The following is a 21,496-nucleotide window of genomic DNA, read 5'->3' on the forward strand; positions in this document are numbered from 1 at the left end:
AAAAAGTCTATTGAAGCAGGTGGCTGCCCGTGGAGCCTACCGTGAGGGTGGCGGCCCGGCCTATTATCAGGGCCTGGTTATCAGCTTCGTGGCCGGTAGGGAAGCCGTAGCCTACCGGGAAACTATAGCGTTGGGCGTAGTGGTCGATAATCTCATAAGCCGTCTGGCCGAAAGGAATAGCGTTGTCACGCATCTGCGAAAAATGGCCGACTACCAGTCCGGCCAGGCCAGTTAGCTGCCCGCTGCGGTGTAGGTGCAGCAGCATGCGGTCGATGTGGTAGAGGTACTCATCCAGGTCTTCGAGAAATAAGATGCGCCCCGTGAAGCTGGCCTGCGAAGAAGTGCCCGTGAGCGTATGCAACAGGCTGAGGTTGCCGCCTACCAGCTCGCCCTGGGCGGTGCCGGCCCGGTTAAGCGGGTGCGCCGGAGCGTCGTAGCGAAGCGGCTCGCCAAACAGCGCGCGGCGCAGGCTTTGCACAGCAGCCTCGCCCCCGGCCTGGCCAAACAGCCCCGGCATCACGCTGTGAATACTCTGGTAGCCCAGGCGCAGTAAATGGCTGTGCAGCACGGTAATATCCGAAAAGCCGGCTAGCCATTTCGGGCTTTCGGCAAAGCGACTGAAGTCCAGCTCATCGACCAGCCGGGCCGTGCCGTAGCCACCTTTGGCGCACAAGATGGCCCGAATGCCGGGGTCGTCGAGCTGGCGCTGCAAGTCGCGGCGGCGCAGCGCATCCTCACCGGCAAACTGGTGGTGGGTAGCCTCAATACTCTCGCCCAATATTACCTCCAGGCCCCAGCTGGTGAGTAGCTGGCGGGCAAAGCTGACCTCGGCCGTGCTGATTTTGCGGGCCGTGGCCACGATGGCCACGCGCTGGCCGGCTTGCAAAAAAGGAGGAGCAATTGAGGGCATAAACACGTCGTAGAAGCTGAGGGGCCAAAGTTCATACACAAACCCTAGCCAGCAGGCCAACCTTGCGTACAAAACGTCCGTTGGCAGTTACGGACCTTTTTACTCTTCTCACGCTCAGGCTGGTCGCGCAGCGGCGACATTTATCTCTATGAAACGACTGCTCTACTTTTTACTGACTTTTCTGCTGGGGGCAGCCCCGCGCCTGGCTTCGGCCCAGCTGGCACCCATCGACACCACCGGCGGGCGCTACTACCGGCCGGTTTTTTCGAATGTAACCGTCACGAGCAACGTTGCTTACGGCTCGGCTACCAAGTATGATGGCACTACCCAGCAGCTGATGATGGACATCTATGAGCCCGCCGGCGATACCGTAAAGCGCCGGCCGCTTATCATCTTTGCCCACGGCGGCGGCTTTGTAGCGGGCAGCAAAATGGATAGCTACCCGGTAGCTTTTTGCACCCGCCTGGCCAGGCTGGGGTACGTGACGGCGAGCATCGAATACCGACTTGGTTTTGCCTTCACGGGCTTTGCCGCGCCGGCCGATACGCCCAAGATTGCGCAGGCCGCCCTGCGGGGAGCCCAGGATATGAAAGCCGCCGTGCGGTTCTTTCGCAAAGATGCCGCCACGGCGCGTATGTATCGAGTATTCAGTAATTACATTATTGTGAGCGGCTCGTCGGCCGGCGCCTTTGCGGCCCTCGAAACCGGCTATCTCGATAAAGCCAGCGAAGTGCCCAGCTACCTCGACCTCACGGCGCTGGGGGGCGTGGATGGCACCAGCGGCAACCCCGGCTACAGCAACGCCGTGGCCGCCGTGCTCAGCTTAAGCGGCGCTACCGAAAGCCCGAACATCATAGAGCCCGGTAACGCGCCGCTATGCAGCGTACACGGCACCCGCGATGCGACGGTTCCGTATTTGCAGGGCCGCATTGGCTCGCTGCTGCCACCTAAGTATGTGTATGGCAGCGGTCGCCTCAACCCCCGCGCTACGGCAGTGGGCATCCGCAATACCCTGCGGCCGCTAAAAGGGGCCGACCACGTTCCTTTTGAAACCAATGCCGCCTACGCCGACACGGTTTTCTGGACCGTGCGCGACTTTTTACGGCCGCTGCTGCGGCTGCCCGGTACGGCTTTGGCAACGCGTACGGCCAGTCCGGCGGTGCCTATTGCCTTCGCCTATCCCACGCCCGCCCGCGACGCGGTGCAGCTTGCCCTGCCCGAAAACTGGCGCGACCTCGGCGAAGCGCAGCTAATCGACCTGACCGGCCGCGTAGTGCAGCAGCTGAAGCCCCAGTCCCAGCAGCTGCAGCTGCTGCGCGGCAGTCTGGCCCCCGGTATCTACTCGCTGCGGTTTGCCGGGCAAACTCCCACGCGGGTGGTATTCGAGTAGCTGCGGCGAATAAAGCCTCGTGCTTTTCCCCACTCAAATCCTTTTGGATTTCCGGTGCCGCTTACTCAGCCGCCGCGAGCTGCGCGGCATAGAAGTGTTCCAGATGCTGGGCTATCTGGTTGACTTCCAGTAAGAAGCCGTCGTGCCCGTAGCCAGAGTCCAACTCGCCGTAGGTGGCCCCGGTAATACCGGCTGCCAGCTCGCGCTGCTCACTAAGCGGAAACAGCACATCGGATGTAATCCCCAAAACCAGCGTGCGCGCCCGGATGCGGGCCAGCGCGGCGGCCACGCTACCGCGCTGGCGGCCTAGGTGGTGCGTATCCATGGCCCGGCTAAGGGCGACGTAGCTATACGCATCGAAGCGGGCCACGAGCTTATCGCCCTGGTAGCGCTGGTAGCTGCTGGCGCGGTAGTCGCGCAGGCGAGGGTCGTCGGCCTCATCGGTTTGGGTGGCCCTGTACGCCTCGTAGCCACGGTAGCTGAGCAGGGCGGTAGCGCGGGCTGCGCGCAGGCCCGCGCTACCGCCCTGCTCAGCGTGCGCCAGGTACGTAGGGTCGGCTTCGATGGCCAGCCGCTGTGCTTCGTTGAAGGCAATGCCCCAAGCCGAGTGCCGGGCATTGGTAGCGATAACGGCCAGGTGCTGCATCTCCTCGGGCTGCGCAACGGCCCATTCCAGCGCCTGCTGCCCGCCCAGCGAGCCACCGATGAGCGTATGAATCCGGGCCAGCCCCAGGTGTTGGCGCAGCGCCTCATGCGCGGCGGCCAGGTCGCGGATGGTGAGCAAAGGAAACTCCTCGTAGCGCGGGGCGCCGGTAGCGGGGTCGGGGCTGAGGGGGCCAGTGCTGCCATAGCACGAGCCCAGCACGTTGGCACACACGATAAACCAGTTAGCCGGGTCAAAAAAACAGCCTGCTCCGAATAGGCCGGCCCACCAGTCCAGCACGTCGGCGTTGGCCGTAAGGGCGTGGCACACCCACACCACGTTGTCGCGGGCCGCGTTGAGCTGGCCCCAGGTGCGGTAGGCTACCCGAGCGCCGGCCAGCGTCGCGCCGCTTTCCAGAGGGAAAGGGTCCGGTAGTAATAATATATTATTTTTCATATACTAACAAAATAACGTAGCCCGCAGCGGGCACGGGGACTTTTTCAGAAGCCTCCGTGCCCACTGCGGGCCAGCAACTCGGGCTACACCTCCAGCGGCTGGGCGTGCTCGGCTACCGCTTCCGGAACAGCGGCGGCTTCGTCGGCCTCGCCCTGCGGGGCGGCCTTGGTAGCGGCGGCTATGGCCTGCTCCAGGTCGGCCCGAATATCTTCGAAGTGCTCGATGCCGACCGATAGGCGCAGCAGCGTCGGCGTCACGCCCGAGGCCAGCTGCTCCTGCTCACTCAGCTGCTGGTGGGTGGTAGCCGAAGGCTGAATGATGAGCGTCTTGGCATCGCCAACGTTGGCCAGGTGGCTGATAATCTTTAGGTTGTCGATAAGCGCAGAGGCAGTTTCCTTGCTGCCGTGCAGCGCAAACGACAGCACGCCGCCGAAGCCCCGCTTCAGGTATTTGGCCGCGTTTTTATGGTGCGGGCTGCTGGGCAAGCCAGGGTAGTTGACGCTGGCCACCTGTGGGTGCTGCTCCAGCCACTGCGCCACTTTCAGGGCGTTTTCTACGGTGCGCTCCACGCGCAGGCTCAGGGTTTCGACGCCTTGCAGCAGCAAAAAGGAGTTGAACGGACTAATAGCCGGGCCGAAGTCGCGCAGGCCTTCCACGCGGGCGCGAATGATGAAGGCAATATTGCCAAACGGTCCGTTTTTACCGAACACATCGTTGAAAACCAGGCCGTGGTAGCCTTCGCTGGGCTCGGTAAACTGCGGGTACTTGCCGTTGCCGAAGTCGTAGGTGCCGCCGTCCACAATCACGCCCCCAATGCTGGTGCCATGCCCGCCAATCCACTTCGTGGCCGACTCTACCACAATGTGGGCGCCGTGCTCAAGGGGCCGGAACAGGTAGCCGCCCGCCCCAAAGGTATTATCAACTACCAGCGGCAGGTCGTGCTTTTTGGCCACGGCTGCAATGCGCTCAAAATCAGGCACACTGAAGCTGGGGTTGCCAATAGTTTCGACATAGATAGCGCGCGTTTTCTCATCAATGAGTGCTTCCAGGCTGTCGGCGTCGTCGCCGTCGGCAAAGCGCGTCTCAATGCCCAGGCGCTTGAAAGCCACCTTAAACTGGTTGTAGCTGCCCCCGTAGAGGAACGAGCTGGAAACCAGGTTGTCGCCGGCCTGGAGAATGTTGTTGAGGGCAATAAACTGTGCTGCCTGCCCCGAGCCCACGGCCAGCGCCGCCACGCCGCCTTCGAGCGCCGCAATGCGCTGCTCGAATACGTCGGTAGTAGGGTTCATCAAGCGGGTGTAGATGTTGCCAAACTCCTTCAGGGCAAACAGGTTGGCACCGTGCTCGGCGTTCTTAAACACGTAGCTGGTAGTCTGGTACAGGGGCACTGCCCGCGAGCCAGTGGTGGGGTCGGGCTGCTGCCCGGCGTGCAGCTGAAGGGTGTCGAAATGCAGTTTCTGCGTAGCCATGAGGGGGAAGAAATTAAAAAGTGAGTAAGCTGGAAATCAGGTAGAGAAAGCCTGGCTACTACTTTCGGAAAACTTCTTCCGTAATCAAAAAGCTGATTATGAGGCGCATAACTAACGGTGTGTGGCGCAGCGCGCCCCGGTGCCGGCCTGCTCACGCACGGCCCGCAGTAATTAGTACCCGCGAAGAAGGAAAGGGAGTGCCGGGCCGAAAGGCTTAGCCTTGGCAACAACAGCACATTCGCATTCGCCGGGCGGGGCTGCCAGAGCCGGCCAAAGCAGAAGGGGAACGGTGGCCGCGGCCGCGCACGAAAGTGCCGGAAGCGGGGAAGACAGCGGAGGAGAATGCGTGTGGCATGGTACTCGATTTATAGCCCCCCGGGCTGCGTGGCAGCTGCCGGGGTAGGAATTGGCACCTTTCAGCTAGTGAAGGTTGCCAGCGGGTCAGGGAGCCTAATCTCTCGCCGCTTCTGTATAAAACTTACAATAACTGCCCCGCCTGCTGCGGGGGAGTACCGGTTTGGTAAGCGCAAAGATAGGGGCAGCGACCGGTTGCGCAAATTTTTTTGCTGAAAGCTGCGGAATAATTCTGAAAAGCCGGCGAACATCCGAAACAGGGCCGGGAAGACCGGGGTCGTTTATAAACAAAAAGGCCACCCCAATGCTGGAGTGGCTTTTCTCACCTTTTTTCTGCAAAAAGTACCTAGATACTAGGTAGGGTTAACTCCTGGCCCACTTCAATGTGGTCGGGGTTACTGCCGATGATGGCCTGATTGGCCTCGTATATCTGGTGCCACTTGGCGGCATCGCCGTAGTGGTTTTTAGCAATCTTGGAGAGCGAGTCGCCGCTTACAACCGTGTAGGTAGTGCCCGCAGCGGCAGGGGTAACCCCAGCCGCGTTGTTACCGAAAAAGTCGGTACCAGCGCCGGTGCCAGCAGCCGGCTGCGCGGGGGCAGCGGGCTTTTTGTCACCCTCATTATTTAAAAAATCGAGCAGGCCCATGCGACAAGTGCAGTTAAATGAGTGTGAAAGAGAACAGAATGCCCAGGCGGGCAGGGTGCCTTGGTGAGCTTTTTACGGCGGCGGACTGATAGGGTTACCACGGATAACTAAAAAAATAAGGATGCGTAAGCACAGCCATACCAACGCCGCTTTTCTTCACACCCTTTCCCCTTTTCTCATGAATCTTTCACCCGTTTCTTTCCGGTCTTATTTTGCCTCGCTGCTGAGTGTGCTGGCTTTGCTAGTTATGGTTTCGTCTTGTGGCAGCGATAAAGGCAAAGTGGAGGGCGTGAGCATGCTCTACGGCTCAAGCAGCAAAGTGTGGGTAACCGACAAGCAGACCGATGCCGCCGGCGATAAAGTGAAGCAGGATGCCGCTGCCCAGGACATGGAGATAAGCTTTGCCTCGAATGGCACGTATGCCGGCACGCAAAGCGGCAAGTACACATTCGACCAGGCCGCCAAAACCATTACCCTCACTCCTGAGGGCAGCCCTACCAGCAACACGTTTAACGTAGAAACCCTGACCGACAGCAAGCTGACGCTGGTAGGCACCAGCGGGGCCAAGCTGATGCTGAAAGCAAAGTAGCACGTACTGGCTGATTACGAAGGGCTTATGCCCGCCTATTGGCCTCGCTCCGTTATCGGGGCGGGGCCTTTTTTATGGCCCCGGCCAGCGAGCCAGCGGGGCAGGTAGGCCACACCCAGCGCCAGGTAGAAGTAGTACGTCACGATGCGGTAGAGCAGCACCAGGAAGCTCGTCATGGCAGCCGTGCCCATAAAGCGGCCGAAGAACGTCGGAAATGCGCCTTCGGCAATGCCCGCGCCTCCCGGCGTAATGGCCAGCAGCAGAATAACTTTGTAGGTGATGTTGCGGGCGAAGATGAACAGAAAGGTGCCGGTAGTCATGGGGGCGAAAGCGGCGATGAGGCAGCCGATAACGGCGTAGCGGGCCGTCCACACAAAAGCCGTGCTCAGGCAGGCCCGCCACCAGTAGGCCGCGCCCGCATCGCGCAGCTGGGCCGAGGCATTAACCATTTCCTGCCCCTGGCGGTAAGCCAGCCGCCGAAACCGCCGGATGAACCGCAGGGAAGTAAGCCGCACCAGCAACCGCCGCACCGAATGCGGATTCACAAACAAGGCGTAAAGAAGCAGGCCCGCGTAGGCCGACACGGCTACATAGCTGAAAATGAATAGTACCCGTAGCGTTTGCACAAATGCCGACTGCAGGCCGTGCGGGTACAGGCCATCGGCGGCGAGCCACACCACCAGGGGCACCATCAGGACATAGTAGAGGTTATCGAGGAAAGCCGTTACGATGGTGTAGGCCAGCGCTTTGCCCAGCGGAATGCCTTCGCGGGTGAGAATGACCGGCGCGGCCGCCGTGCCGCCCGCGGCCGAAGGCAGCACGCAGGAGGCAAACTCCCAGACTACAATTACCGAAAAGGCCTGCCGCCAGCTTAGCTCGCGCTCCGAGATGCTGCGTATTCTATATATATACCCCAGGTCGCGGGCCCAGAGCACCAGCAGCGTGATAAAGAGCCATTGCCATTTGGCATGAAGCAGCGGGGCGAGGTCGCCGGGCTTGTAGGAGCGCCAAAACAGAAAGGCTACTACGCTCAGCCCAATCAGCGCCGGCAGCACAATGCGCGACGGCCGAAGCTGCCGCATTAAGTCGGCTTCCTGGCGGGCATGGGCTGGGGGCGGAGTAGGCGAGGCTGGCAGCATAGGCAGGGAAAGGTCGGGCAAAAATACTGCCGCTTGCCCGGCCCGCTTGCCGGCTCCTGAAAAAGCCCTGCCGCAAGTGCTGCGGCAGGGCTTTTTAATCAGAGCATTAAAGCAAGTGGCCGGCTACGGGCGCCCGCCTGGACTACCCGCCGGGGTGATGCCGCCCGGCGAGGTAGTGCCCGGCGAGGGCGCATTGGCCGGCGTGCTGTTGACGGGCGCGGCGGCCGGCGTGCGGGGCTTCACGGCCGAGCTGTCGGCGGGCTGCTGGGTAGCGGGCAGGCCAGGGCTGGCCGGAGTTGTAGCGCCGGGCGCGGCGGAAGCCGGGCGGCCGGTAGTGCCCGCCGGGTAGGCCGCCTGGTTACGCAACTGCTGGAGCGAGTCGGCCGGAATGGTGCGGCGCGTGGAGTCGGTAGCGCTGGCCGGACGGCCCCCGCCGCCGGGCCGCTGCCCGGCGCCCGGATAACCACCGGGGCGTCCGCTACCCTGGCCGTTTGGCCGGCCGCCTCCCTGGCCGCCGGCACCACCAGCACCACCAGCGCCGACGCCGCCCAGGTCGCCGCCCAGGCCACCACCCGTATCGCCGCCTTCTTTCAGGTCGTCGTTGTTGACGCCCTTGCCGCGGCGCCCGGTGTCGCCGGCCGTCAGCTTGCCAATGCGGTAGCTGAAGTTAATTTTAAAGTTCAGGTTATGAATAACGTTGGTGCTGTTCTGGGTCAGCACCGGGCCGTTGATGGGCACGTTCGTGCCGTTGTACTCGTAGCTGTCGACATAAGGCGTCGAAACGTCGGTGTGGATGCGAATCTGGCCGGTGAAGAAGTTCTCCGCCCCGAAGCCGATGCTGCCCCGCTTCTCGGCAAAGCTCTTCTGCAAGCTCAGGCTATAGATACCAAAGCCGCTCTGGTAGCCCTGGAGCTGCACCTGCTGGCCCCGGTAAAAGCCAAAGAGCTGCAGCGAATAGCTGTTGCCCAGGTCGTAGGAGCCGAAGGCCCGGGCATTTATCACAAAGCCCTGGTTGCTGGAGTTATAGAGCTTGCTTTCATCGTTGTTGCGCAGCACGGCATAGTATACATCCGTGCTGGCATTGAGCGAGAGCTTGCCCGAGTTGGCCCCCGCGAAGAAGCTGCCGCCATAAGCGTTTTCGGTGCCCGCATTGCGGAAAGTGCTTAGCAGCGCGCCCTGGATGTGGTTGGGGTTGAGTGAGTCGGGCAGGGGCACCCGCACGGTTTGGATAGCGCCGGTGGTATTGCGCATGAAGGCCGTCAGGTTCAGATTCACCTTCTGCTTTACGGTGGTGCTGTAGCCCAGCTCGTAGTTGTTGGTGTACTCGGGCCGCAGCGTGGGGTTACCGGCCGAGGCGTTGAGCGGGTTGCTGGCCTGCACGTTGGGGTTGAGGAACTGCAGCGATGGCCGCTGAATACGGCGGTTGTACGACAGCTTCAGCACGTTGCCGTTTTCCAGCTTGCGCGAAAAGTTGACGCTCGGCACCAGCACCCCGTAGTTGGGAATAGCAGTGTTGGTGAGCACGCCTTTGTTATTGGTAAAGTCGGCCGAAATGGTCGTGTACTCGAAGCGCGCGCCCGGTTTCAGGGTAAAGCCTTTAGGCAGCCCGATGGTGTAGGTGGCGTAGGCGGCCGTTATGTTCTGGCGGTAGAGAAACGAGTTGTTGAGCGAGGCACTGCCGGCAGGTGGCTGCAACGACGGGTCGTAGAAGTAGCTGTAGTCGCTGCTCACGCGCCGGACGATGTCCTTGGCTCCGAGCTCCAGCAGCTGATTTTTGACGGTGGGCGTCTGGTAGTCGAGCTGGGCGGTGGATTCCTGGTTGTAGCTGTTGTTGTCGTTGCCCAGCTGGCCGAGATACTTGCCTTTCGACAGGTCGCTGGGGTCAAATACGCTGTTGGTGAAGTTGTTCGTCTGATTGTTGCGGCTAAACAGTGTCAGTATACTCAGCTCGCGCTGCTCGGTTTGGTAGGTGTGGGTAAAGTTGAGGCTAGCATCAATGGTGTTCGACTGATTGGTCGAAACCACATCGCGCAGCGAGTTGGCGGTCAGCGAGCCGCCGTTAGTGCCAATGCGGCTCAGCAACCCATCCTGGTAGTTGTCGGAGTTGCGCACGCCGTAGGCCAGCGAGCCGGCCAGCGAGTTATGCTTATCGAAGTCGTAGGTCAGCCCCAGCGTGTAGCGCCCAAAGGCATCGCGGCGCCGGGTATCGGCCGACTGCTCCACCGTGGTGCGGTCGCCATTGGTCAGGCTGATGCTATTCTGAGTGTTCTCGAAGCTGCCCGGCTGATTGTAGCTGGTGCGCCCAAAGCCGCCCAGCGAGACGCCAAACTTGCCGTTGCGGTAGTTGCCGTTCAGGCCCAGGTTGCTGGCCCGCATGCCCGCGCTGGTATTGATGCCCAGCGAGCCGCCTCGCAGGTTGTCACTCTTCGTAACGATGTTGATAATGCCGCCCGAGCCTTCGGCATCGTATTTGGCCGAGGGCGAGGTAATCACCTCCACGGTCTGAATCTGGTCGGCCGGAATCTGCTTCAGCGCGTCGGCCACGCTGCTGGCCGCGATGGTCGAGGGCTTGTTATTAATCAGTACCCGAATATTGCTTGAGCCGCGCAGGCTCACGTTGCCATCCAGGTCCACGCTCAGCAGCGGCACGCGCTTGAGCACATCGGTGGCATCGCCGCCGGCGGTAGTTTTGTCCACATCAGCGTTGTAGATGGTACGGTCTACGCGCTCCTCAATGAGCGGCTTTTTGCCGGTTACCACTACTTCGCCCAGCTTTTGGGCCGCAGCGGCCATCGCTACCGTGCCCAGGGCCACGTTGCCCCCGCTGGCCGGAACCACTATGTTGTTGCGGACCTGCGTCTGGTAGCCGATAAAGCTTACCTCCACGCGGTAGGTACCGGCCGGCACGGGCAGGACAAACTTGCCATCGTCGCCCGCCACGCCACCGTTCACGGGGCTATTGGTGGTGGGGTTGATTACATTCACGGTGGCGTACGATACCGGCTTGCCCGTAGCAGCATCGGTTACGGTGCCCGAGAGCCGGCCCGCCGTGCTGCGCGCGGCGGCCGTTGTGGCCGGCCGGCCGCCGGCCTGGCTGTAGCCCAGCAAGGGGCTGGCTAATAAAACAGCGGTAAGGAACCCAGCTGTGGGTAGCGTATTCTTGCTCATAAAATTCATAACGGCCAAAGTGCGTAATTAACCAGAAATGGTTGCACCTGGCAGCCGGTTTTTGTTGATTCGCCGACGAGAACGAGTATTATCCCGACCAAAGGCTGGCGCAAAGGTCGGTCCGTAAGAACCGCCCGCGCACCCTTGTCGTACCTTTGGGGGCGGCGGGCCAATCTTTTAGCCTGCTTAGCGGTTAGCTACTGCGCTCTCTCTTCTGCCTGCCCCGATGATAATTGAACCCGGCCCGCTCCTGGCGGCGATATCCTCGCCCGACGACCTTAAAAAGCTCGCCCCCGAGCAGTTAGTGCAGGTAAGCACCGAGCTGCGCGACTTTATCATCGACACGGTGAGCATCTACGGCGGGCACTTCGGCGCCTCGCTCGGCGTGGTCGAGCTCACGGTGGCCCTGCACTACGTTTTTAACACCCCCTACGACCAGCTGGTGTGGGACGTGGGCCACCAGGCCTACGGCCACAAAATCCTGACCGGCCGGCGCGACCGCTTTCCTACCAACCGCCGCTACGGGGGCATGTCGGGCTTCCCGAAAATGTCGGAAAGCCAGTACGACGCCTTTGGGGTGGGCCACAGCAGCACCAGCATCGGGGCGGCGCTGGGCATGGCGGTGGCTTCCGATTATAAAAAGGAGTTTGACCGCCAGCACATTGCCGTGATTGGTGATGGCGCCATGACGGCCGGCATGAGCTTTGAGGCGCTCAACCAGGCTGGAGCTATTCGCAACAACATGATTGTGGTGCTCAACGACAACTGCATGAGCATCGACCCCAACGTGGGCGCGCTCAAGGAGTATCTTACCGACATCACGACCTCGCGCACCTACAACAAAGTGCGCGACGAGCTCTGGAACGTGCTGGGCAAGCTCAGCAAGTTTGGCCCCAACCCCCAGCAGATTGCCCGCAAGGTAGAAGCCGCCATGAAGGCTACGCTGCTCAAGCAAAGCAACCTGTTTGAGGCGCTGAACTTCCGCTACTTCGGGCCCGTGGACGGGCACGACGTGCAGCACCTGGTAGCCGTACTCAACGACCTCAAAAGTATTCCCGGCCCCAAGCTGCTGCACTGCGTAACGGTGAAGGGCAAAGGCTACGCGCTGGCCGAGAAAGACCAGACGCTGTGGCACGCGCCGGGCTTGTTTGATAAAATTACGGGCGAAATATATAGTAAAACCCCTGATAAGCCCCAGCCACCGAAGTACCAGGACGTGTTCGGTCATACCCTCGTCGAGCTGGCCCAGGCCAACGATAAGCTAATGGGCGTGACGCCGGCCATGCCCAGCGGCTCGTCCTTGAACATTATGATGGCGGCCATGCCCGAGCGCGCCTTCGACGTGGGCATTGCCGAGCAGCACGCCGTGACGTTCTCGGCCGGCCTGGCTACGCAGGGCCTGGTGCCGTTCTGCAACATCTACTCGTCGTTTATGCAGCGCGGCTACGACCAAGTGGTGCACGACGTGGCGCTGCAAAATCTGCACGTGGTGTTCTGCCTCGACCGCGCCGGCTTTGCCGGCGCCGACGGCCCCACCCACCACGGCTGCTACGACCTGGCTTACCTGCGCTGCATCCCTAACATCGTGGTGTCGGCTCCCATGAATGAGCAGGAGCTGCGCAACCTGATGTACACGGCCCAACTGCCCGAAAATGCCGGCCCGTTCAGCATTCGCTACCCGCGTGGCGAAGGGGTAATGCCCGAGTGGCGCACGCCCTTGCAGCGGGTGGCCATCGGCACGGGCCGCGTGGTGCGCGAAGGCGAGGCGGGCGGCGTGGCCATCCTCAGCATCGGCCACATCGGCAACTATGCCGTGAAGGCCACCGAGGCGCTGGCCGCCGAAGGCCTCAGCGCGGGCCACTACGACCTGCGCTTCTGCAAGCCGCTCGATGAGGAAATGCTGCTGGCCGTGGCCCGCCGCTACCGCGCCATTGTAACGGTGGAAGATGGCTGCCTGCAAGGCGGCTTCGGCTCGGCAGTACTGGAGTTTCTGGCCGACCACGGCCAGCACCTGCCCGTGCGCCGCCTCGGCATCCCCGACCGCGTGGTGGAGCACGGCACCCAGGACCAGCTCTATAAAGAGTGTGGGTTCGATGCTGAGGGTATTGCCCAGGCCGTGCGCGAGCTGGGCGCCCAGGTGGTGGCCCGCGAGTCCGTAATGGTCTAATGCCGCTAGCCTGCCCGACCCTACAACAGCCCAAGTGCCGCTGGTGGCTTGGGCTTTTGCTCGGAATGAGTTGCGGAGCAGCGTGGGGGCAGGCTGCTCCGTTGGTTTTTCCGGAGATGGCACCTGTTACCCGATTTAAGGTGATAGGTAGTCGTCCGCATTTTCGAGGGAGTTTCAGCCCGCTGGTCATTACCCGGCAAGAGGCGCAAGTGAACGGGAAAAGCTATACTGCCTTCGAAGAGAAGATGGGCAAAAAGCCTGCTGGAAGCGGCCCGCTGCCATTCCGGTTGCGGCTGGCTGGCGATAGCCTGCTCATGCCCCTCGTGGTATACGACTTCGTGCCAGCGGCTTGCCGGGCCCGTTTGCTCGATAGCCTCGGCTCAGGGCGGCTGGAAGGCACTTTCTTTCGCTTCGGCGCGGCCGTCGGCACCAAGTGGACGTGTTTATCTTCTTACAGCTGGGCGCACAAGTGGAATACCGTAACTACTGAGCTGCGCGAAATAAAGCGCACGGACGCTGGCGAGCTGTTGTACGTGCTGGCTTTTCAGGAAGATTATTATGGCGTCAGCGACTATGAGTTCTGGCGCGAATTCGTGATTTCGCGCGAGCGTGGCCTGGTGCAGCTGACCGGGGAAGGCATGTTTGGGGGCAAGCAGGTGTACGAGCGTGCCGACAAGCCTGCCTCGACAAACCACCCCTGAAGCAGCCAGGTAGCGTTGCAGCCGTACACCGACCCGGGTACCAACCAGCCCCATTGGCGCTGTTGGTAGTTGCCTTGCGGGTTGCCGGGAGGTGCAAACTGGTAGCGGTACTGCACCTCCCACCCGAAGGTAGCCCCCTGGCTTGGTCCACCGCATCAACGTCTACTACCTCGATAACGGCTATTGTGATTGCTACCGCGCGGACGAGCTACAGGCGGCCTGAACTTACTGCGTCTGCTTCTGCCGGGTTTGGCGCGTGTCGCACAACAAAGATTGACCGCTGCAACGGGGAAGCATGGCGCAAGTACCCCTCTTATAACATTATAACATTCACGAAAAAGCCTCTGGCCATGCGGCCAGAGGCTTCATTAAGTGCCACAAGGGTGAGCCCTGCTTGCGGCTTTACACGCCGCCGGTGGCAGTTTTGGTTAACCGGTCGCAGCGGCTACTCTACCGCCAGGCGCAGGGCATGAGCGCCGGCGCGCACCACGTACACGCCGGCCGGCAGCCCGGTCGGCAGCGCCAGCGCGGCCGTGCCCGCCGCATCGGCCGGGGCCGAGGCCACGAGGCGGCCCAGCGCGTCGTACATCATCACCACCGTGCCGGGCAGCGCGCCCCTGAGCGTGGCCCCCGGCGCGGTGGCCGGGTTGGGGTACAGGGCCAGGCCGGCTTGGGCAGCCAGCGTCACTACCCGCACCGGCGAGTAGCTGAGCGTGCCATCGATATCTACTTGCCGCAGGCGGTAGTAGGCGGTGCCCGCGCCAGCGGGCAGAGCGGCATCAAGCAGCTCGTAGTGGTGGGGGCTGCTGCTGCTGCCCGCGGCCGCCAACGTGCCGATGCGCGCGAAACTGGTGCCATCGGGGCTGCGCTCTACCTCAAAGAAATCGCTACTTTTCTCCGAAGCCGTGGCCCAGGCCAGGCGCACGGCCGCCGGCCCGGCGGCCGTGGCCGTGAAGGCGGTAAGCACCACCGGCAGCGGGGCTTGGTTGCGAATGTAGACCAGTGAGTTGGTGGTCGTGCCATCACCAAGCTGACCAAGACTGTTGTAACCAGCCATAAAGACCGCCGCGCTCTGGCCCAGCACCAGTGCGTGGTTGGCCCCCGGCCCCACCGCCAGCCCACGCCACTGCGTCAGGCCGCTGTATTCGGCCGCCGGAGTCGTGCTATTGGTTGTTGAGTTGATGCCCAGCTGGCCGTAGGTATTATAGCCCCAGGTGTAGAGCCTGCCATCGGCCGCCAGGGCCTGCGAAATGTAGTTGTTGGCCATCACCTGCACCAGGCGGGTGCCGGCCGGCAGTGCCCCCTGACTCACGGCCACTGGCGTGGTGCTGGTGGTGGTGGTGCCATTGCCCAGCTGGCCGTAGATGTTCTGGCCCCAGGCGTAGGTAGTGCCATCGGCGGCCAGCGCCACCGCGTGGTAGTTGCCGGCCGCTATCTGCACCAGGCGCGTGCCCGTGGGCATTGCCCCCTGGCTCACGGCCACGGGCGTGCTACTGCTAGTGGTGCTGCCGTTGCCCAGGTAGCCACTACTATTCAAGCCCCAGGCGTAGGCGGTGCCATCGGCGGCCAGGGCCAGCGAGTAGCTGCTGCCGACGGCCACCTGCACCAGGCGCACACCGGCCGGCAGGCTCACGGCTACCGGCGTGCTGCTGGTGGTGGTAGTGCCGTTGCCCAGTTGGCCACTACTATTCGAGCCCCAGGCATAAGCCGTGCCATCGGCGGCCAGCGCCAGCATGTGCGAGGGACCAGCCGCCACCTGTACCAGGCGCGTGCCCGTGGGCATGGCCCCCTGGCTCACTGCCCCCGGCGTGCTGCTGCTGGTGGTACTGCCGTTACCTAGTTGGCCGAAGTTATTATAGCCCCAGGTGTAGGCTGTGCCGCTAGCGGACAGGGCTATGGTGGTGAAGTCGCCGGCCGCTACCTGCACCAGGCGCGTGCCCGCAGGCATGGCGCCCTGCCCGACGGCCACGGGCGTACTATTGGCGGTGCTGTTGGTGGTGCCATTGCCCAACTCGCCGTGGGTATTGCTGCCCCAGGCGCCCAGAACGCCGCTGGCTTGCACGGCCACCGTGTGCCGGCTGCCCACGGCGGCCTGCACGTAGCCGCGCGGCTGGACCAGCCCGGCTACCGCCACCGGCGTGGTGGCCAGCGTGGTCGAGCCGCTGCCCAGCTGGCCGCTGCCGTTGGTTCCCCAGGCGTAGGGCATGCCGTCGGCCGCCAGCGCCAGCGAGTGCGCGGCCTGGCTGCCGGCCGCCACCTGCCCAAAGAGCAGACCGGCCGGGGCGGCGCCCTGGCTCACGGCCACCGGCACCGGGCTGCCGGTGGGGGCGTTGTTGGTGCCCAGCTGGCCGCTGGCGTTGTCGCCCCAGGCGTAGAGGCTGCCGTCGGCGGCTAGGGCCAGCGAATGCATGGCCCCGGCCGCCACCTGCACAAAGCGAGTGCCGGCCGGCATGGCCGCCGCCAGCGGGGCGTTGCTCGAAGCGGGGGTAGTGGTGCCGAGCTGGCCAGCGCTGTTCAGGCCCCAGGCATAGACCGTGCCGTCGGCAGCCAGGGCCAGCGAGAAGCCCTGCCCGGCGGCCACCTGCACAAAGCGGGTGCCAGCCGGTGCGGCGCCCTGGCTCACGGCCACCGGCGTACTGCTGCTGGTGTTGGAGGTGTTGCCGAGCTGGCCGCTGGTGTTATCGCCCCAGGCGTAGAGGGTGCCATCGGTGGCCAGGGCCAGCGAATGCGTGGCCCCGGCCGCCACCTGCACAAAGCGAGTGCCGGCCGGGGCGGCGCCCTGGCTCACCGACACCGGTATCGTGCTCGGGGCCGTGGTGCCGTTGCCGAGCTGGCCGCTGGTGTTGCCGCCCCAGGCGTAGAGGCTGCCGTCGGCGGCCAGGGCCAGGGCGTGCAGCTGCCCGGCGGCTACCTGCACGAAGCGCCCGCCCGTGGGCAAGCTCACCGCCACGGGTACCTGGCTGGAGGCTGTGGTGCTATTGCCTAGCTGGCCGCTGGCATTGTCGCCCCAGGCGTAGGCGGTGCCATCGGCGGCCAGGGCCAGCGAAAACAGTTTGCCGGCCGCCACTTGGACCAGGCGGGTGCCGGTGGGCATAGCCCCCGAGCTCACAGCCACTGGCGTGCTGCTGGTGGTGGTGCTGCCATTGCCGAGCTGGCCGCTGCCGTTGGCGCCCCAGGCATAGAGGCTGCCATCAGGCCTCACCAGCAGCGAGTGGGCGCTGCCTGCGGCAAGCTGGCCGTTGGGCGGCAGGCGGCGGGCCGACGGCAGTCCGGCCTGGCTGACCAGGGATACCAGCAGCAGTACCGCTAGCCCAACCGGCCGGCCAAGAAAACATTGGCGCAACGTTGCGACAAGCCAGCAAGAGAAAGTAGTCATAAAGCGTACAGTAGTGGTGGATAAGGAGCAAGTGCCTGGCTTAGGGGGTGGCCGGGTGCTTCAGGTGCGCGGAAAAGCGCAACGGGGTCGGCGCCCGGCCCCGAAATCACGCTTCCCACCTAACAACCCGACAAAGGTACCGGCCCTTTCAGCGCGGCGGTATCGCATAAACATGCGATGGCCTAGACGCGCGGACTCTAAAGATGTCATCAAGAACACCGTAAAATCCAGGCTGGGCGTAGCGGTATCCGGGTAGGGCATCCCCACTGGAGCCTGCGCTTCCCCAAAGGCGGGGGCGATGCGGAATGACAGGGCACAGGGCTACCCCGGTCTTACCCGGCGCCAGCACATAAAGAGGTTGTTTTGCAGGAGTGTCGGCACTGACCGGTCAGCCGCCGGCTCGGCGCACCAGCGGCGGCCGTCGGCAGAACAAGGCCTCCTACCTGCCCCCAACGAAACTGTTTATGCTGAATGGCGAAAAAATCCTGGTAACTTTATTCGCGTCCCCACCATCCTCCGGGACCATACCCCTGGCCTCTGCTGAAGCTGGCTGCCCGGCTGCCAGGCCAAACAATAGCCCGATTGGAATTGTCTTACTGAACGCCACCAGCGGGGCCTCGGCCGGCTGGTGGCGTTCATACTTACTTCCTTTTCCACTAATGGCTACTACCACTGCTTACCCCGCCACGTTCACCATTGGCGGCGACCTTACTGTGAACCGCCTCGGCTACGGGGCCATGCGCATCACCGGCAAAGGTATCTGGGGCCCACCCCAGGACCACGACGAGTCTATCCGGGTGCTGAAACGCGCCGTGGAACTGGGCGTGAATTTTATCGACACTGCCGATAGCTACGGTCCGAACGTGTCGGAAGAATTGATTGCCGAGGCGCTGCATCCTTACCGGCAGGGCCTGGTTATCGGTACCAAGGGCGGGCTGCTGCGCACCGGCCCCGACCAATGGCCAATGGATGCCAGCCCCAAGCACCTCGAAGAAGTGCTGCACGGCAGCCTCAAGCGCCTCAAGCTCGACCAGATTGACTTATACCAGCTGCACCGCGTCGACCCCAAGGTGCCGTTTGAGGATACGCTGCGCTTCCTGCAAAAGGCTCAGAAAGACGGCTTGATTAAACACATTGGCCTCTCGGAAGTCGATGTGGACCAGATTAAGAAAGCGCGGGAGTTCGTCGAAATCGTGTCGGTGCAGAATATGTACAGCGTCGACAACCGCAAGTGGGAAGCCGTGCTCGACTACACCCGCGAGCAGCATATGGCCTTCATTCCGTGGTTTCCGCTGGCGGGCGGCAACGCCGAGGCCCTGGCCGCGCTCGACCACGTAGCCCAAAAGCACGGTGCTACTCAGCAACAGATTGCCCTGAGCTGGCTGCTGCACTACTCGCCCAATATCCTGCTCATTCCCGGCACCTCAAAGGTGAAACATCTGGAAGAGAATATGAAAACTGCTGATATTCAGCTTTCGGCCGAAGACATGGCGGCCCTCGACAAGCTAAAGGCGGCGTAACGCCAAAGCGCCGATGCGCGTTAGAGAAAGCCGGGCAACATAGGGTTTGTTGAATAGATGAGGCATTGGCTGAATATTCACTAAAAACTATGTTGCTCGGCTTTTGTCATTCCTCTTAGGCAAGCTGCTATGCGTACGCTCCCAAAGTTTCTTAAAATGCCCTTGCTGGCGTTGGCGCTGGGCCTCGGCGCCTGCTCGGCCGAGCAGCTGACGCAGACCGACCAGAAAACAGGCGTTAATCTGGCGAGTTACCAGACGTACAATTTTATGGACGAAACGGCCCGCAACGATTCTGCTTTTCAGCATTCGGGCTCGGGTATTTTTGATTTAAAGCGGGCCGTGGCGCACGAGCTGGAAAGCCGGGGCTTTCGGCGGGCTGCCCAGCCCGACCTGTGGGTGAATATTGGCATCGTAACCCAGCAGAAAGACCAGACCCGACAAACTGACTTCCGCACCGACGGAGCTCCGCAGTACATCGGCCAGCGCAACTACCACTGGCAGGCGCAGGAAGTCGTGACGGGCCAGTACCAGGAAGGCACCGCCACCATCGAGCTGGTGGATGCCGCCCGCAAAGAGCAGGTGTGGCAGGGCACTACCACCCGCGTGCTCTCGCGCAACACCAGCAAGTCGGCGCGGCAGATTGACGAGGGCGTGGCCGAGCTGTTCAGGAAGTTTCCGGTGCCGACGCGCTAGTGGGTGTTGGTGCGGTCGATGAGCTGCACCACGTCTTTGGTTGAAACCGAATGGCCGGTTTCGGCAGCGCGGTAGATAGCTTCGAGCAGCTGCACGTCGCGCAGGCCCATCTGGCCGGGCACGCGGGTGGGCTTGTTCAGCAATACACACTGGGCAAAATCGTCCAGCTGGGCGGCCTGCTGGTTGATGTTGGGTAGGTTGAGCAGCCCATCATTCTTGCTGGTGCGGCCAGCTAGTCCGCCATAGCCGAAGGCGGGCTCCAGCTCAAACCACCCATTCGCCGCGTCGGCCCGCAGGCGGCCTTGCATGTTTTCGGTGTAGCTGGTGCGGCAGTCGGCCACCGTGCCATCGGCGAACCGCATCTGCCAGCTCACGCCGGCCTCCACTTCTTTGAAGTAGCCGGTGCCGGTTTCGGGAGTGAACTTCGCCGTGACCGAAACCGGCACCTGGCCTTTGGTATAGAGACAGCCTTGCAGGCAGTAGATGCCCATGTCCATGAGCGGGCCGCCGCCGCTAAGTTTTTTATTTACCCGCCAGGGTGTGCCGTTGTTGAATTTGAAGCCGTTGTCGGCCGCCAGGCGGGTGATGTTGCCATACGCCTGCGTCTGGCCCAGGCGCATCATGGCCTGGTTGTGCGGCTCGAAGTGCAGCCGGTAGCCGATGCTGAATTTCTTGCCGGCCTTTTCCATCGCCGCAATCATGCGCCGGGCATCGGCCACTGAGGTCGCCATTGGCTTTTCGCAGATGACGTGCTTGCCGGCCTGCGCCGCCCGCACCACGTACTCGGCGTGCAAGGCATTGGGCAGCACCACGTACACAATGTCGATGGCCGGGTTGTCAATCATGCGGTCGAAGGTCTGGTAGTCGTAGCAGTTTTTGGCCGGAATACCGTACTGCTTCTGCCACTGCGCCGCCTTGGCCGGCGAGCCCGTAACCACGCCCGCCAGCTGGCAGTACTTGGTTTGCTGCAAGGCCGGGGCCAGCTCGCCGGTGCTGTAGTTGCCCAGGCCCACCAGCGCCACCCCCAGCTTGCGGTAGGGCGCCAGCCAAGTGAGCGGGCTGGCCAGCACTGAAGTGCCGGCCAGCGTAGCGCCCGCGCCGAGCGAGAGCCTGCGCAGGAAATCGCGGCGGGAAGAAGCAGAAGTCAGCCGGTCGGTAGTCATGCGGAAAAGAGAAAGGGTCTTTCAGCATACCGCTGGCCTGGTGAGCAGGTTACGTCGGGCTTAGTTGGGCGGGTTATAATTATCAGCCATTAAAAAAAGCGTCATGCTGAGCTTGTCGAAGCATCTCTATCGCGTCATTGGAAGCGGTGCGGTAGAGATGCTTCGACAAGCTCAGCATGACGTTCTTTTTTCATTATTGATTACGCGTAGGCCGAGTGAAAACGCCTTTACTCGTCCTCCGGAAACTTGCCCATATTGCCGCTCTCGAAGTCGGCAATGGCCGCCATCAGCTCCTCATTGGTATTCATCACGAACGGCCCGTAGGTAGCCAGCGGCTCTTCGATGGGCGCGCCGGCCAGCACCAGCACGAGGCTGTCTTCAGTGGCCGTGAGCTGCACGTCGGCCGAGTTCCAGCCCAGCACCACGAGCTGGTGGGTGTGGGCGGGCCGGTCGCCGTTGACCAGCACCGCGCCGCGCACCACGTAGAGGCCCACGTTGTAGGCGGCGGGCAGCGTCAGCACGAAGTCATCGGCTTTCCTCAGCTGCAAATCGAGAAGCGTGAGGGGCGAAAACGTACTGGCTGGCCCAGTCGCCCCACCATAGCTGCCCGCAATAACGCGGATGCTGCCCTGGCCGCCCGGCACCGGCACGCTCGGAATGCGGGCCGCCCGCAGCTCCTGGTACTTGGGTGCTACCAGCTTATCGGCTTTCGGCATATTCACCCACAGCTGCAACAATTCGAGGGTGCCGCCGCGCCGGGCAAAGTCGCGGTCGTACATTTCGGCGTGGCGCAGGCCGGCGCCGGCGGTCATCCACTGCACGTCGCCGGGGCCGATGGTGCCATCGTGGCCGGCTGTGTCGCGGTGAGCGAGGTAGCCATCGTACACCACGGTCACCGTTTCGAAGCCCCGGTGCGGATGGGGCGGCGAGCCCAGCGGCGTGTCGGTGGGCGCAATCTGCATCGGCCCGATGTGGTCGATAAGCAAATACGGGCTCAGCTGCCGGATGCGCGGCCCCGGCATGGGGCTGGTCACGTCGAAGCCGTCGCCAACGGCTTTTTTGTTGCCATCAATAACCTGGAAAACGCGGCGGAAGGAGGGAGCGGCCATTAG

Annotated in this window: 15 protein-coding genes and 1 riboswitch; of the genes, 6 read left to right on the forward strand and 9 right to left on the reverse strand. The window is 62.6% G+C overall.

Annotation, left to right across the window (positions count from 1 at the left end; all coding sequences use genetic code 11):
* Positions 1–7 precede the first annotated feature (7 nt).
* Positions 8–910, reverse strand: coding sequence for a S66 peptidase family protein (locus F6X24_RS05700; protein ID WP_151087093.1), 903 nt, complete (start codon positions 908–910; stop codon positions 8–10).
* A gap of 148 nt (positions 911–1,058) precedes the next feature.
* Here F6X24_RS05700 and F6X24_RS05705 point away from each other — a divergent pair, with 148 nt between their 5' ends.
* Positions 1,059–2,300 carry a carboxylesterase family protein gene (locus tag F6X24_RS05705; RefSeq protein WP_151087094.1) on the forward strand — a complete coding sequence of 414 codons (1,242 nt, stop codon included), beginning with the start codon at positions 1,059–1,061 and terminating at the stop codon, positions 2,298–2,300.
* A gap of 61 nt (positions 2,301–2,361) precedes the next feature.
* On the opposite strand, the gene metX is transcribed toward F6X24_RS05705, so the two are convergent.
* The 3 genes from metX to F6X24_RS05720 form a co-directional block, all read right to left on the reverse strand.
* Positions 2,362–3,399, reverse strand: coding sequence for a homoserine O-acetyltransferase MetX (gene metX / locus F6X24_RS05710; protein WP_151087095.1), 1,038 nt, complete (start codon positions 3,397–3,399; stop codon positions 2,362–2,364).
* Between the two features lie 83 nt (positions 3,400–3,482).
* Positions 3,483–4,868: an O-acetylhomoserine aminocarboxypropyltransferase/cysteine synthase family protein gene (locus F6X24_RS05715; RefSeq protein ID WP_151087096.1), complete on the reverse strand. Its 1,386-nt coding sequence runs from the start codon at positions 4,866–4,868 to the stop codon at positions 3,483–3,485.
* Positions 4,869–5,230: 362 nt separating this feature from the next.
* Positions 5,231–5,346, reverse strand: a riboswitch (SAM riboswitch).
* Between the two features lie 222 nt (positions 5,347–5,568).
* Entirely contained in the window at positions 5,569–5,868 is a 300-nt protein-coding gene (locus F6X24_RS05720) for a LysM peptidoglycan-binding domain-containing protein (RefSeq protein WP_151087097.1), read from the reverse strand.
* A 178-nt stretch (positions 5,869–6,046) separates the two neighbouring features.
* On the opposite strand from F6X24_RS05720, the gene F6X24_RS05725 reads away from it, so the two are divergent.
* Positions 6,047–6,457 carry a copper resistance protein NlpE gene (locus F6X24_RS05725; protein WP_151087098.1) on the forward strand — a complete coding sequence of 137 codons (411 nt, stop codon included), beginning with the start codon at positions 6,047–6,049 and terminating at the stop codon, positions 6,455–6,457.
* A 35-nt stretch (positions 6,458–6,492) separates the two neighbouring features.
* Here F6X24_RS05725 and F6X24_RS05730 read toward each other — a convergent pair whose 3' ends face one another.
* Together F6X24_RS05730 and F6X24_RS05735 are read right to left on the reverse strand one after the other, a co-directional pair.
* Positions 6,493–7,617, reverse strand: a complete 1,125-nt coding sequence (locus F6X24_RS05730) for a lysylphosphatidylglycerol synthase transmembrane domain-containing protein (protein WP_229725377.1) — start codon at positions 7,615–7,617, stop codon at positions 6,493–6,495.
* Positions 7,618–7,719: 102 nt separating this feature from the next.
* Complete coding sequence (locus F6X24_RS05735) at positions 7,720–10,764, reverse strand: TonB-dependent receptor domain-containing protein (protein WP_191906475.1); 3,045 nt, start codon at positions 10,762–10,764, stop codon at positions 7,720–7,722.
* 226 nt (positions 10,765–10,990) lie between these two features.
* Here F6X24_RS05735 and dxs point away from each other — a divergent pair, with 226 nt between their 5' ends.
* Entirely contained in the window at positions 10,991–12,931 is a 1,941-nt protein-coding gene (gene dxs, locus F6X24_RS05740) for a 1-deoxy-D-xylulose-5-phosphate synthase (protein WP_151087100.1), read from the forward strand.
* A gap of 116 nt (positions 12,932–13,047) precedes the next feature.
* Complete coding sequence (locus F6X24_RS05745) at positions 13,048–13,632, forward strand: hypothetical protein (protein ID WP_151087101.1); 585 nt, start codon at positions 13,048–13,050, stop codon at positions 13,630–13,632.
* Positions 13,633–14,077: 445 nt separating this feature from the next.
* On the opposite strand, the gene F6X24_RS05750 is transcribed toward F6X24_RS05745, so the two are convergent.
* Positions 14,078–17,008 carry an RCC1 domain-containing protein gene (locus tag F6X24_RS05750; protein WP_151087102.1) on the reverse strand — a complete coding sequence of 977 codons (2,931 nt, stop codon included), beginning with the start codon at positions 17,006–17,008 and terminating at the stop codon, positions 14,078–14,080.
* A 659-nt stretch (positions 17,009–17,667) separates the two neighbouring features.
* On the opposite strand from F6X24_RS05750, the gene F6X24_RS05755 reads away from it, so the two are divergent.
* Positions 17,668–18,528 (forward strand): aldo/keto reductase, encoded by an 861-nt coding sequence (locus F6X24_RS05755; RefSeq protein WP_151087103.1) that lies wholly within the window; start codon positions 17,668–17,670, stop codon positions 18,526–18,528.
* A 129-nt stretch (positions 18,529–18,657) separates the two neighbouring features.
* Positions 18,658–19,221 carry a DUF4136 domain-containing protein gene (locus tag F6X24_RS05760; RefSeq protein WP_151087104.1) on the forward strand — a complete coding sequence of 188 codons (564 nt, stop codon included), beginning with the start codon at positions 18,658–18,660 and terminating at the stop codon, positions 19,219–19,221.
* Here F6X24_RS05760 and F6X24_RS05765 read toward each other — a convergent pair.
* Together F6X24_RS05765 and F6X24_RS05770 are read right to left on the reverse strand one after the other, a co-directional pair.
* Positions 19,218–20,384: a Gfo/Idh/MocA family protein gene (locus F6X24_RS05765; RefSeq protein ID WP_151087105.1), complete on the reverse strand. Its 1,167-nt coding sequence runs from the start codon at positions 20,382–20,384 to the stop codon at positions 19,218–19,220. The two genes, F6X24_RS05760 and F6X24_RS05765, sit on opposite strands and share 4 nt — an antisense overlap.
* A gap of 227 nt (positions 20,385–20,611) precedes the next feature.
* Positions 20,612–21,493 carry a pirin family protein gene (locus tag F6X24_RS05770; protein ID WP_151087106.1) on the reverse strand — a complete coding sequence of 294 codons (882 nt, stop codon included), beginning with the start codon at positions 21,491–21,493 and terminating at the stop codon, positions 20,612–20,614.
* Positions 21,494–21,496: the final 3 nt, after the last annotated feature.

This window comes from Hymenobacter baengnokdamensis, assembly GCF_008728635.1.
Taxonomy (GTDB): domain Bacteria; phylum Bacteroidota; class Bacteroidia; order Cytophagales; family Hymenobacteraceae; genus Hymenobacter; species Hymenobacter baengnokdamensis.